This window comes from Mesorhizobium sp. M1E.F.Ca.ET.045.02.1.1, from assembly GCF_003952485.1.
Lineage (GTDB): Bacteria > Pseudomonadota > Alphaproteobacteria > Rhizobiales > Rhizobiaceae > Mesorhizobium.
In genome coordinates this window covers 3,757,714-3,769,974 of the sequence record NZ_CP034447.1, presented here as the reverse complement: position 1 = coordinate 3,769,974, position 12,261 = coordinate 3,757,714, and the positions used below count along the sequence as shown (strand labels likewise).

Below are 12,261 nucleotides of genomic sequence, written 5' to 3'. Positions count from 1 at the left end.
CTGGTTCCTCGCCCCCGCGAGGCGGGGCAAAACAGATAGGCTGCGTTTCGTCGCACCCCCCTCTGTCCTGCCGGACATCTCCCCCGCAAAGGGGGAGATCAGACGTCGCGTAGGGTTTCGCCAATCTCCAACGTCGGCGGGAAGGCGGCGCGCCGAAGCTGCCAATCTCCCCCCTTGCGGGGGAGATGTCCGGCAGGACAGAGGGGGGTGCTCAAGCGCCGCCATATCCACTCAAAACCTCGGAATGTCCGGAAACGCCAGCTGCCCGCGATGCACATGCATGCGGCCGAGCTCGGCGCAGCGGCGCAGCTGCGGGAAGACCTTGCCGGGGTTGAGCAGATGGTTGGGGTCGAAGGCGCATTTGACGCGCATCTGCTGGTCGAGGTCGATCTGGTTGAACATTTCCGGCATCAGGTCGCGCTTCTCGACGCCGACGCCATGCTCGCCGGTCAAGACGCCGCCGACCTCGACGCAAAGCCGCAAAATGTCGGCGCCGAAGCTCTCGGCCTTGTCGAGCTCGCCCGGGACGTTGGCGTCGTAGAGGATCAGCGGGTGCAGATTGCCGTCGCCGGCGTGGAAGACATTGGCGACGCCGAGCCCGTATTTCTCGGAGAGGTCGCGCATGCCGGCCAGCACGCGCGGCAATTCCTTGCGCGGGATGGTGCCGTCCATGCAGTAATAGTCCGGCGAGATGCGGCCGACCGCCGGGAAAGCGGCCTTGCGGCCGGCCCAGAAGCTCAGCCGCTCCTCTTCCGTCTGCGAGATGCGGCAGGTGGTCGAGCCGTTCTCGTAGGCGATCGTCTCGACCAGGCCGATCAGGTGATCGACCTCGACGCTCGGCCCGTCGAGCTCGACGATCAACAGCGCCTCGACATCGAGCGGATAGCCGGCATGGACGAAATCCTCGGCGGCGTGGATCGCCGGCCGGTCCATCATCTCCATGCCGCCCGGGATGATGCCGGCGCCGATGATGTCGGCGACGCACTGGCCGCCCTGCTCGCTGGTTGGGAAACCGACGAGCAGCGCGCGTGCCGTCTCCGGCTTCTTCAGGATGCGGACCGTCACCTCGGTGACGACGCCGAGCAGGCCTTCCGAGCCGGTCATGACGCCGAGCAGGTCGTAGCCTTCCTGGTCGAGATGGCTGCCGCCGAGCCGCACCACCTCGCCATTCATCAGCACCATCTCGATGCCCAGCACATTGTTGGCTGTGAGCCCGTATTTCAGGCAGTGCACGCCGCCGGAATTTTCCGCGACGTTGCCGCCGATCGAGCAGGCGATCTGGGAGGACGGATCGGGGGCGTAATAGAAGCCCTCCTGCTCGACGGCGATAGTGATGCCGAGATTGGTGACGCCCGGCTGGGCGACGACGACGCGGTTCGGGTAGTCGATCGCGACGATACGGTTGAAGCGGCTCATCACCAACAGAACAGCATCCTCGAGCGGCAGCGCGCCGCCGGAAAGCGAGGTGCCGGAGCCGCGCGGCACGACGCGGATGTTGCGCTCGTCGCAGTATTTCAGCACGCGCGAGACCTGCGCCACCGTCTCTGGCAGCACCACCACCAGCGGCAATTGCCGGTAAGCGGTGAGGCCATCGGTTTCGAAGGCGCGCATTTCATTCGCCGTGTCGACGACACCCTCGCCCGGCACGATGATGCGCATGTCGGCGACGATCTCGGCGCGCCGGTGCATCGTCCCGGCATCTGGCTTGGGCATGGCAAGGCCGGACATCGGCACTTCCTCCGCTCGACTGGTCAAAATCTTTTACCAGCTAGGGCGGTTCCTTGCAAACGCTGCTTTTGTCGCAATGGACGACGGGCGTGGCCCAAGCTTCCGCAGCGGCAATCTGCCGCTGGCTTTCTCCCCCCTTGGGGGGGAGATGTCGCCGAAGGCGACAGAGGGGGTCGCCGCGCGTGAAGCGCCAGCTTCCGTAGCCCCGCAAGCGTCGGCGCTCTATGTGAGACGACCCCCCTCTGGCCTGCCGGCCATCTCCCCCTCAAGGGGGGAGATTACTTATTCGCCGGGGTGCTTTGCCGGCTCGGAGTGCATGCGTCGCACACGGCGCACAGCCCACCAGACGAGCAGCACTGCAACCGGCACCGAAGCCGCAGTGACGACTTCCGGCGCGAAGGTGTGGCCGAAGATCGAGGCGCCTTTGGCGAGATAGCCGATTAGGCCGACGACATAGTAGGACACGGCGGCGACCGAGAGGCCTTCGACGGTCTGCTGCAGTCGCAATTGCAGCCGGGCACGGTTGTTCATCGAGGCGAGCAGGTCACGGTTCTGCTTCTCGACCTCGACATCGACCCAGGTACGCAGCAACGTGGTGGTGCGGGTGAGTTTTCGCGACAGATTGGCCTGGCGCTCCTCCACCGAGCGGCAGGTGCGCATGGCCGGCGCCATGCGCCGTTGCAGGAAGCCGGCCCAGGTGTCGTAGCCCTGCACAGGCTCCTCCTCCAACGCCTCCAGCCTTTCGCTGACGATACCGTCATAGGCGCGGCTGGCGCCGAAACGGTAGAGACTGGAGGCGGCGTCGGCCTCCAGCTCGGCGGCAAGCTCGGTGAGGTCGGCGAGCAGCGTCTGGCTGTCGCGGGTCTCGGCCGCCTTCATTTCCAACGTGGTCTGGGCCAGCCGGTCCTCGATGCGGCGGGCGCGGCCGGACAGCGTCAGCGCCAGCGGCAGGCCAAGCATAGCAAGCGTCCGGTAGGTCTCGATGTCGATCAGCCGATGCGACAAGGCGCCGGTGCTCGCCGGCGTCAGGCCGCGGTCGAGCACCAACATGCGGGTCAGGCCATCGCCGTCCTGACGGAAGTCGGTGATGATGGCAGCCGCGCCCCGCTCGACCAGCGAATAGCAGAGGCTGGTCGGGTCAAAGCCGGCGATCAGCTTCTCGCTCGCCTGCGTCCACTTGCGGATTTCGAGCCGGATGCCGGAGATCACGGTTCCGGGCGGCGAGAAGCCGTTGCCGAAGGGCGAATCCTCCTGGCCCCGACCGTTCTCGGCGAGCGGCCCTTCCCAGAGATAGGTCGAGAATTCGGTGTGCCGCTCCCAGCGAACCGTGCCCTTGCCCCATTTCATGGCATGGTGACGGGCATGGCGTTCGGGCGCCGCGATACCGAGGCGCCGCGACAAGTCGGACAGCACGGCATGGTCGACGGCGGCGCCGCCCTCGGTCATGAAGGAGAGCTGGATGAGCACACGCGGCTTCTCGACCAGCGGATGCGGCCGGGCATGCACCTCGCCCAATGCGCCGGGCCGCCCCTCATGCGCCGGAAAGCCCATGACGCTGCCTTGGGCGCGCGGCTGGAATTCGAGGTTGGACGTCTCGTCCGACACGGCTGGTCCCCCTTGTTTCGGCCCTTCGTGCAAGCCCGTCCTCTTGCGGCAATCAGCATTGCACGTAAACAGCAAATTTAGCAGGCATGAATGGGACGGCGCGGCCGCGGAGTCTACCGGATCCGGCGAATTGGATAAATAATTTGACCAGTTGGCGGCAGTGGCTTTAATCTGCGCGACATCCGTCCCATTCCCAGGCGCCCTCCGTTGAGCGATATCTTCTCCAGGATCGAGCATTCGCGCACCGCCGACGAGGTGCTGCAGCAGATCGAGAACCTGATCCTGGAAGGCGTGCTGCGTACCGGCGACCGGCTGCCGGGCGAGCGCGAACTGGCGCGGCAGTTCGACGTGTCGCGGCCGATCCTGCGCGATGCGCTGAAGGCGCTGGAGGGACGTGGGCTGCTGACGACCAGGCCGGGCGGCGGCACTCATGTCGCCGACGTCATCGGCCAGCTTTTCACCAAGCCGGTGACCGACCTCATCTCCACGCACCGCAAGGCGGTGACCGATTATCTGGAGTACCGGCGCGAGATCGAAGCGGTGGCCGCCGAATACGCGGCGCGGCGGGCGACGCCCGAGGATCTGGCGCTGCTCGACCGCATCATGGCGCGCATGGACGAAGCGCACCGGACCGGCGATTTCGACGACGAGGCGGATATCGACGTCGAGTTCCATCACGCGGTCTGCGAATGCGCGCATAACATCATCCTCTTGCACACGCTGCGCTCGTGCTACCGGCTGCTCTCCGAGGGCGTGTTCCAGAACCGGCTCCTCGTGTTCACCGTGCCCGGGGCGCGCGACGCGCTGCTTCACCAGCACCGGGCAATCCATGCCGCGATCAAGGCGGCCGACCCTGCCGCCGCGCGCAAGGCCGCGATGGACCACATCACCTATGTCGAGCGCTCCATGGCGGAAGCCGAGCGCAGCGGCGACTGGCAGCGGGTGTCGCGGCTGCGGCTCAGGCAGCGCTCGGAAGCCGGCGACATCGAACCAACACGCAAACGCTCCTAAGCATCGATCAAGCGGGGACCACCATGAGCGAAATTCTCACCATCGCCGACCTCAAGGACCTGGCGCGCCGCAAGGTACCGAAGATGTTCTTCGACTATGCCGATTCCGGCGCCTGGACCGAGAGCACCTACCGCGCCAACGAAGAGGATTTCGGCAAGATAAAATTCCGCCAGCGCGTGCTGGTCGACATGAGCAACCGCTCGCTGGAATCGACCATGATCGGCCAGAAGGTGGCGATGCCGGTGGCGCTGGCCCCGACCGGCCTGACCGGCATGCAGCATGCCGACGGCGAGATGCTGGCGGCGCAGGCGGCAGAGGCGTTCGGCGTGCCGTTCACGCTGTCGACGATGAGCATATGCTCGATCGAGGATGTCGCCTCCGTCACCAAGAAGCCGTTCTGGTTCCAGCTTTATGTGATGCGCGACAAGGATTTCGTGCTCAACCTCATCGATCGCGCCAAGGCGGCGAAGTGCTCGGCGCTGGTGCTGACGCTCGATTTGCAGATCCTCGGCCAGCGCCACAAGGATGTGCGCAACGGGCTGTCGGCGCCGCCCAAGATGACGCTCGCCAACATCATCGACATGGCCATCAAGCCGCGCTGGTGCCTGGGCATGGCCGGCACGCCGCGTCGAACCTTCCGCAACATCGTTGGCCATGCCAAGGATGTCGGCGACGTCTTTTCGCTGTCGTCCTGGACGACGGAGCAGTTCGATCCGCAGCTTTCGTGGAAGGATGTCGCCTGGATCAAGGAGCGTTGGGGCGGCAAGCTGATCCTGAAGGGCATTCTCGACAAGGAGGACGCGCTGATGGCGGCCGAGACCGGCGCCGACGCGATCGTCGTGTCGAACCACGGCGGACGCCAGCTCGACGGCGCCGCTTCTTCGATTTCGGTGCTGGAGGAGATCGCCGATGCGGTCGGCGACAGGATCGAGGTGCATATGGACGGCGGCATCCGCTCTGGCCAGGACGTGCTCAAGGCGCTCTGCCTCGGCGCCAAGGGCACCTATATCGGCCGGCCCTTCCTCTATGGACTCGGCGCGATGGGCAAGGCGGGCGTCACCAAGGCGCTCGAAATCATCCGCAAGGAGATGGACATCACGCTGGCGCTGTGCGGTAAGCGTTTGGTAACCGACATGGGCAAGGACCAGCTGCGACGCTAGGGCCTATTCATCGATCCGCGCTAGTTTCCCGTGATTACGACACGGGAAGACGCATGCCTTGATTGAGACCGGCATTCATTATCTCGACGCTCGCGGGCCGGACGGCATGCGGCTCTATGCGATCGGCGACGTGCATGGCCGCCATGACCTGCTTGCCGCGATGCATCGCCGGATCGAAAGCGAGCTGGAATATGCACCGTCATCCGATTGGCGCATCATCCATCTCGGCGACTATGTCGACCGCGGACCGGATTCCAAAGGCGTCATCGATTTCCTGATCGAGGCAAGAGAGCGCGACCCGCGCAACCTGACGCTTGCCGGCAATCACGACATCGGCATGCTGGAATTTCTTGCCGAGCCCGACGCGGACGGCCTGTTCATGCGCTATGGCGGTATCCAGACCGCGGCGTCATACGGGGTGAAGCTCTCGACCGGCAGCAGCTGGTTCGGCAGGCCGGACGAGGTGCTGGCGCACGGACACGCGGCATTGGTCGAAGCCTTGCCGCAAGCCCATGTCGACTTCCTGCGCTCGCTGTCCTTTTCAGTGACCTTCGGCGACTTCTTCTTCTGTCACGCCGGCATCAGGCCCGGCATTCCGCTCGAAAGCCAGAGCCCGCAGGACCTGATCTGGATCCGCGACGCCTTCCACGACCACCCCGGCCTTCACCCGAAGGTGATCGTGCACGGGCACACACCGGTGCCAGAGACCGAGGTTTTGGCCAACCGCGTCAATGTCGACACGCTCGCCTGGCAATCGGGAATGCTGAGCGCCCTTGCCGTTAACGGCGGCGACAAGCGTATCGTGACCGTGCAGGGAAAGGCGTTCTAGCCATGATCCCGGCTGTGGGGTCAGCTTTTCGTTTGTCGGGAAGGATCAGGCTTTAGCGAAGCGCGGCGGTGACGCCGTAGCCGTCAACGGCCTGGTGATTGTTGGCTGCATCGGCGGCGTAGATGCCGAGGCCGCACACGATGATGGCAGACAGCATAACAAAGGACAAAAGCGCTGCTTTCACGGACGTCATCTCTGGTTGAGCTTTCTGCATCTGTGCACGAGGCGGTTACCAATGCGTTGAAACGATAAAATGCGTCTCAATGTTTCGACGATTTCGCGCTTCTAGGCAGATTCTGTATCGCCGGTGTGTCGCGCAGATCACACAGAAGGTTCATTGCGGTTGCACGAACGATACAGGGCGGGCGCCTTCTAGGATGGCGAGCGAGCACAGGCCAAGGACGAAGCAGGTTTTCCCCAGGCGGAACTGCCATCGCGTGCCAATTATGTCACGCTTGGCGAAACGATCGGTGAGATAACTAGATCGTCGCCACCCAGGCGCGGGCGATCGCCAGTCCGGCGGCGTCGGCGTCGGGCCCGTTGCGGGCCATCTCGTCGTCGAGCTTGCCGGCCCAGTCGGGGTTACGCTCGGCAATCGTTGCCGCGAAGGACGTGCTCCAGTCGCGCACCAGCGGGCGGTCGGCCTCGAAATGGAACTGGAAGCCATAGACGGCGCGGCCGATGCGAAAGGCCTGGTTCGTGGCGACCTCGTTGCCGGCGAGCCGGACGGCGGTTTCGGGCAGGTCGAACGTGTCGTCGTGCCACTGGAAGATCGGGAATTCTTCTGGCAGCGCGCCGAGCACGGGATCGGCCTTGGCTTCCCTCGTCAGCGACACGCCGCACCAGCCGAACTCAACCGCCCGGCCGATGTGGTTTTCGGCGCCAAAGGCGCGGGCGACGAGCTGGCCGCCGAGGCAAATGCCGAGCACCGACCGGTCCCTGCCGGCGAATTCGCGCGTCAGTTCGAGCAGAGAGGGAAAATAGGGGTAGTCGTCGTCGGCCAGCGCATTCTGCCCGCCGCCCAGCACGACCATCGCATCGTGCCCGGCCGCGTCCTGAGGCAGCGGGTCACCCTCATAGGGACGCCGCAGGTCGAGCTCGGCGCCGGCCTCCTTAAGTGCGGCGCCGACCTGACCGAGGCCGGTGTTTTCGTAGTTCTGGACCACCAGCACCCGCATGAGAATCCTGCTGACATGAAATTGCACGGGCGAGCGATATCATGCCGCCCGCATTTCAGCCAAGGTGCGCGCCGGAGAGAAAGCTATGCCACTGCAGAACCGGGTCGATCCGTTCGGCGCCATCCACGCCGCGCCCGAGCGCGGCCTGTTCATGGGCAATCGCGGCATCATCCATGATCCCGAGACGAAGACGCTACTGAAGAAGCGCTGGGCGTTACAGGCCTGGATCATCTGCGTCTGCGAGTTCCGCAACGTGCGACGCGAGCCGATGGGCCGCAACCGCCAAAGTGACGGCCAATTGGGGGGCAAAGCCGGCTGGACCGAGCTGTTCTTCCTCGACGAGGTGACGGCATTGGCCGCCGGCCACCGGCCCTGCTTCTTTTGCCAGCGCGAACGGGCGACAGATTTCGTGGGCCGTTTCGGCGAGGCAATCGGCATTGCCGAACCGCGCGCGCCGATGGTCGACAAGCGGCTGCACAAGGAGCGGCTGGCTTCGGGCGGCCGGCCACCGGCCGTCGCAGCCGTGGAGCTTGGCAACCTGCCCGATGGCTCGATGGTGGCCGACAACGACACCGCCTATGCGCTCCGTGCCGGCAAGGCGCTCGGATGGTCGTTCGCGGGTTATGCCGACCCTATCGCCCTCGACAGTCTCGCCGGTCGGCCGCTTCGTCTGCTCACGCCTGCCACCAGCGTTTCGGTGCTGAGGCAAGGCTACGCGCCTGTCTGGCATCCGTCCGCCGATACTTGACGGCAACGCTGCCCTCGCCCATTGCTCGGCCATGCGCGCCAACTACAAGATGCAGCGGCTGTTCGTGCCGGACGATCTCGGACCAGGCACCGAATTCGATGCCGGACAACAGCAGAGCCACTATCTCGCGCATGTGCTGCGGCTCGGCGAAGGCGCGGAAGTTCTTCTTTTCAACGGCCGCGACGGCGAATGGTCGGCGGCGATCGCCGCCAGATCCAAGAAGGCAGTCCGGCTCAAGGTGCTCTCCCTGCAGCGGCCGCAGCCGCCACTGCCCGATCTGGTCTATTGCTTCGCCCCGCTGAAGCAGGGCCGGCTCGACTATCTGGTGCAGAAGGCGGTGGAGATGGGCGCCGGCATCCTCCAGCCGATCGTCACCCAGCATACGCAGGTGGCGAAGCCCGGCATCGACCGGCTGCGCGCCAATGTCGTCGAGGCGGCCGAGCAATGCGGCATCCTGGCCGTGCCGGAGGTGCGCGAGGCGGCAAAGCTGGAGCGGCTGCTCGGCGGCTGGGACAAGGAGCGGCGGCTGATCTTCTGCGACGAGGACGCCTCGACCAACAACCCGCTGCCGGCGTTGCAGAAGGTGCGGGAGAAAAAACTCGCGCTGCTGGTCGGGCCGGAAGGCGGATTTTCCGATGACGAACGCAGGATGCTGAGGGCGTTGCCTTTCGTCACCGCCATCCCGCTCGGACCGCGCATCCTGCGCGCCGATACGGCGGCGGTGGCGGCGCTCGCGGTGATGCAGGCGACGATCGGCGACTGGTAGGATCTTCCCTTCTCCCCTCGTGGGCTAGCGTGCGCACACATTTGCTTCGTGCTGTGGTCAAGCGTGAAGAGGCGCCGTCGGAAAATGGCTTGAAGCGGTTGAATTGTATGTGATTCTGTAGCCGCCATTGTTGATTCTGGAGGTTTTGACGATGGCTTCGTTGCTTGGCTACTTCGGCGACCTGCGCCTGCAAAAAAGGGGAGCATGGTTCTGGAGCGCATGTTTGCGCGTGTCAGCACGGGCATGCGCCGGCTGGCCGACACGCGCGCCGAGAAGGTCGCATTCACACGCCTGTTTCGCAATCGCCACGTGAGCACGCAAGAGATCATCCGCACGGCGGCGGCGCGAACCGCCGAACTGGCCGCCGGCCGCCACGTGCTGATCATCGAGGACAGCAGCGAGATCAACTATGAAGCCAAGGCTTCGCGCAAGCGCGGCCTCGGTCGTGTCGGCAATGGCACGGATATCGGGCTGTTCGTGCATCCGGCGTTGGCCGTGGATGCCGTGGACGGCTCGGTCCTTGGCCTTGCAGGCGCCACGATCTGGCGGCGCGAGGCAGAGAAGGCGGATGACTACCAGGCGCTGCCGATCGAAGCCAAGGAAAGCCACAAGTGGATCGGCACCGCCAAGGCGGCATGCCAGGCGCTGACCGACGCGCCGCAGATGACGGTGATCGGCGACCGCGAGGCCGACATCTACGAAGTGTTTGCAAGGCTGCCCGACGAGCGCACCCATGTGCTCATCCGCGCTGTACGGGATCGGGCCTTGGGCACCCGGGGCGAGCGCCTGTTCGGCGCGATCGCCAAGACGCCGGAAGCCGGCCGCATTGCCTTCGAACTGCAGGCCCGACCCGGCCGGCCGGCCCGCACCGTCGAACTGGCCGTTCGCTTCACCGCGGTGAGCTTGCGCCAGCCCCGCCTTGGCGCCGACAGCCGCGATCCGCGCGAACTCACGCTCAACATGGTGGAAGTGCGTGAGATCGATCCACCTTCGGCCAAGGACGCGGTGATCTGGCGGCTGTTGACCACCCACAGCGTCGAAACGCTCGCCGATGCCTGCCGCATCGTCGACCTGTATCGCTCGCGTTGGAGCGTCGAACAGCTGTTTCGGACCGTGAAGTCGCAGGCCATCGATCTGGAGGAAAGTCTCATCGCCGACGGCGATGCACTCGAACGTCTGGCCGCCACCGCTCTGGTCGTCGCCACCAAGGTCATGCAACTCGTACACGGGCGTGGTTCGCCGGGCCAGCGCTTCCAGGCCGCACACCTCTTCGATCCCACCGAGATCACCGTCCTGGAAGTGCTCATCGCCAAGCTTGAAGGCAAGACCCAAAAGCAGAAGAACCCGCACCCCACGCACACGCTCGCCTGGGCCGCCTGGTGTATCGCCAGGCTCGGAGGCTGGAACGGCTACGAAAAGGAACGCCCGCCAGGGCCCATCACCTTCACCCACGGCCTCAGACGCTTCAACGCCATCACACACGGCTTCGTTCTGGCCTCGCAAAAATGAGCCCGAAGCAAATGTGTGCGCACGCTAGCCCCTCGTGGGAGAAGGTGTCGCCGAAGGCGACGGATGAGGGGTGCTCCAGAAGACACCAACGTCTCACTCCGCTGGAACACCCCTCATCCGTCTCGGCGCTAGCGCGCCGATCCACCTTCTCCCACAAGGGGAGAAGGGAAGGCGCGCCATGCAGATCAAATCCAGTTGAGCCGTGGCTCAGGATTTTTCGCTTGATCGGCTACTGACATTTCGTCCATCTAGCGCCCGGCGGTCGGTCGGCCGCTGCGGAGGGCTTTTTCATGGCGCGCGACACAACCGATACCAGTCCCATCGAAGGCATCGACGAACTCGTCGGCTACCTGGCCGCGGGCAACAAGCCGCGCGACAAATGGCGCATCGGCACCGAGCACGAGAAATTCCCCTTCTATGTCGACGGCAATGCGCCGGTGCCCTATGGCGGCGAGCGCGGCATCCGCGCCATCCTGGAAGGCATGCAGGAAAAGCTCGGCTGGGATCCGATCATGGATGCCGGCCGCATCATCGGCCTGGTCGAGCCGACCGGCCAGGGCGCGATCTCGCTGGAGCCGGGCGGGCAGTTCGAGCTTTCCGGCGCGCCGCTGGAGTCGATCCACCAGACCTGCCGCGAGGGCAACGCGCATCTGGCGCAGGTGCGCGAGATCGCCGAGCCCCTCGGCATCCGCTTCCTCGGCCTCGGCGGCAGCCCGAAATGGTCGCTCGCCGAAACGCCGAAAATGCCGAAGTCGCGCTACGAGATCATGACCCGCTACATGCCGAAGGTCGGATCGAAGGGCCTCGACATGATGTACCGCACCTGCACGATACAGGTGAATCTCGACTTCGAAAGCGAGACCGACATGCGGCGAAAAATGCAGGTGTCGCTGAAGCTGCAGCCGCTGTCGACGGCGCTGTTCGCCAATTCGCCTTTCACGGAGAGCCATCCGAACGGCCTTCAGAGCTGGCGCGGCGACATCTGGCGCGATACCGACAACCAGCGCTCCGGCATGCTGGAATTCTGCTTTGCACCCGACTTCGGCTTTGCCGACTATGTCGAATGGGCGCTCGACGTGCCGATGTATTTCGTCATTCGCGACGGCCACTATCACGACATGACGCGCTACACATTCCGCCAGTTCATGGCGGGTGCCGCCCGCGGCGAAGTGCCCGACGGGCTACCGACAATGGGCGACTGGGCCAACCACCTGTCGACCCTCTTTCCGGACGTGCGGCTGAAGCGCTTCCTCGAAATGCGCGGCGCCGACGGCGGACCATGGCGGCGCATCTGCGCCCTGCCGGCCTTCTGGGTCGGGCTGCTCTATGACGAGCAGGCGCTGGACGCCGCCGAGACGCTGACATCGAGCTGGACCTACAAGGAAGCTCTGGCGATGCGCAACGCCGTGCCGGAGCAGGGCATTGCGGCGCCGTTCCGCAACGCCACCTTGCGCGACGTCGCCCGCGACGTGCTCGCCATCTCGCGCATGGGACTGAAGAATCGCTGCAAGAAGAACCGCGACGGCTATGACGAGACCTCGTTCCTCAACACCCTCGACGAGGTGGTGGCGCGCGGCACCACCAGCGCCGAGGAGATGCTGTCTGCCTATCACACACGCTGGGGCGGCTCGATCGAGCCGGTATTCATGGAATACGCCTATTAGCCGTTCGCCTGCCGCCTGACAGCGGCTCGGCAAAAGCCGCTTCAATCGGTGATGGAAACGAAC

11 protein-coding genes are annotated in these 12,261 nt (G+C 65.0%); 7 read left to right on the top strand and 4 right to left on the bottom strand.

What is annotated here, in order from left to right; translation table 11 throughout:
- Nucleotides 1–231: 231 nt before the first annotated feature.
- Both EJ070_RS18175 and EJ070_RS18170 read right to left on the bottom strand, forming a co-directional pair.
- Nucleotides 232–1,728, bottom strand: a complete 1,497-nt coding sequence (locus EJ070_RS18175; protein WP_126092591.1) for an FAD-linked oxidase C-terminal domain-containing protein — start codon at nt 1,726–1,728, stop codon at nt 232–234.
- A 282-nt stretch (nt 1,729–2,010) separates the two neighbouring features.
- Nucleotides 2,011–3,333 (bottom strand): DUF3422 family protein, encoded by a 1,323-nt coding sequence (locus EJ070_RS18170; RefSeq protein ID WP_126092590.1) that lies wholly within the window; start codon nt 3,331–3,333, stop codon nt 2,011–2,013.
- Between the two features lie 207 nt (nt 3,334–3,540).
- Here EJ070_RS18170 and EJ070_RS18165 point away from each other — a divergent pair, with 207 nt between their 5' ends.
- Genes EJ070_RS18165 through EJ070_RS18155 form a run of 3 tightly spaced genes read left to right on the top strand, consistent with a single transcriptional unit; the run spans nt 3,541 to nt 6,333 of the window.
- Nucleotides 3,541–4,344 carry an FCD domain-containing protein gene (locus tag EJ070_RS18165; RefSeq protein WP_126092589.1) on the top strand — a complete coding sequence of 268 codons (804 nt, stop codon included), beginning with the start codon at nt 3,541–3,543 and terminating at the stop codon, nt 4,342–4,344.
- Between the two features lie 23 nt (nt 4,345–4,367).
- Entirely contained in the window at nt 4,368–5,504 is a 1,137-nt protein-coding gene (locus tag EJ070_RS18160) for an alpha-hydroxy acid oxidase (RefSeq protein WP_126092588.1), read from the top strand.
- Nucleotides 5,505–5,562: 58 nt separating this feature from the next.
- Nucleotides 5,563–6,333: a metallophosphoesterase gene (locus tag EJ070_RS18155; protein ID WP_126092587.1), complete on the top strand. Its 771-nt coding sequence runs from the start codon at nt 5,563–5,565 to the stop codon at nt 6,331–6,333.
- Nucleotides 6,334–6,385: 52 nt separating this feature from the next.
- On the opposite strand, the gene EJ070_RS18150 is transcribed toward EJ070_RS18155, so the two are convergent.
- Both EJ070_RS18150 and EJ070_RS18145 read right to left on the bottom strand, forming a co-directional pair.
- Nucleotides 6,386–6,526, bottom strand: a complete 141-nt coding sequence (locus tag EJ070_RS18150) for a hypothetical protein (RefSeq protein ID WP_189350748.1) — start codon at nt 6,524–6,526, stop codon at nt 6,386–6,388.
- Nucleotides 6,527–6,812: 286 nt separating this feature from the next.
- On the bottom strand, nt 6,813–7,511 hold the full coding sequence (locus EJ070_RS18145; protein WP_126092585.1) for a type 1 glutamine amidotransferase: 699 nt from the start codon (nt 7,509–7,511) through the stop codon (nt 6,813–6,815).
- Between the two features lie 85 nt (nt 7,512–7,596).
- Here EJ070_RS18145 and EJ070_RS18140 point away from each other — a divergent pair, with 85 nt between their 5' ends.
- The 4 genes from EJ070_RS18140 to EJ070_RS18125 all read left to right on the top strand — a co-directional run bounded on the left by EJ070_RS18140 (nt 7,597) and on the right by EJ070_RS18125 (nt 12,198).
- On the top strand, nt 7,597–8,259 hold the full coding sequence (locus EJ070_RS18140; RefSeq protein ID WP_126092584.1) for a hypothetical protein: 663 nt from the start codon (nt 7,597–7,599) through the stop codon (nt 8,257–8,259).
- 31 nt (nt 8,260–8,290) lie between these two features.
- Entirely contained in the window at nt 8,291–9,025 is a 735-nt protein-coding gene (locus EJ070_RS18135; RefSeq protein ID WP_126092583.1) for a 16S rRNA (uracil(1498)-N(3))-methyltransferase, read from the top strand.
- Between the two features lie 204 nt (nt 9,026–9,229).
- Nucleotides 9,230–10,534, top strand: coding sequence for an IS4 family transposase (locus EJ070_RS18130; protein ID WP_126090313.1), 1,305 nt, complete (start codon nt 9,230–9,232; stop codon nt 10,532–10,534).
- Between the two features lie 290 nt (nt 10,535–10,824).
- On the top strand, nt 10,825–12,198 hold the full coding sequence (locus tag EJ070_RS18125; RefSeq protein ID WP_126092582.1) for a glutamate--cysteine ligase: 1,374 nt from the start codon (nt 10,825–10,827) through the stop codon (nt 12,196–12,198).
- Nucleotides 12,199–12,261 lie beyond the last annotated feature (63 nt).

Coding starts and splice junctions, on each gene's coding strand:
- EJ070_RS18175 (WP_126092591.1), bottom strand. CDS start 1,728: ATGTCCGGCCTTGCCATGCCCAAGCCAGATGCCGGGACGATGCACCGG.
- EJ070_RS18160 (WP_126092588.1), top strand. CDS start 4,368: ATGAGCGAAATTCTCACCATCGCCGACCTCAAGGACCTGGCGCGCCGC.
- EJ070_RS18150 (WP_189350748.1), bottom strand. CDS start 6,526: ATGACGTCCGTGAAAGCAGCGCTTTTGTCCTTTGTTATGCTGTCTGCC.
- EJ070_RS18145 (WP_126092585.1), bottom strand. CDS start 7,511: ATGCGGGTGCTGGTGGTCCAGAACTACGAAAACACCGGCCTCGGTCAG.
- EJ070_RS18140 (WP_126092584.1), top strand. CDS start 7,597: ATGCCACTGCAGAACCGGGTCGATCCGTTCGGCGCCATCCACGCCGCG.
- EJ070_RS18135 (WP_126092583.1), top strand. CDS start 8,291: ATGCGCGCCAACTACAAGATGCAGCGGCTGTTCGTGCCGGACGATCTC.
- EJ070_RS18130 (WP_126090313.1), top strand. CDS start 9,230: ATGGTTCTGGAGCGCATGTTTGCGCGTGTCAGCACGGGCATGCGCCGG.
- EJ070_RS18125 (WP_126092582.1), top strand. CDS start 10,825: ATGGCGCGCGACACAACCGATACCAGTCCCATCGAAGGCATCGACGAA.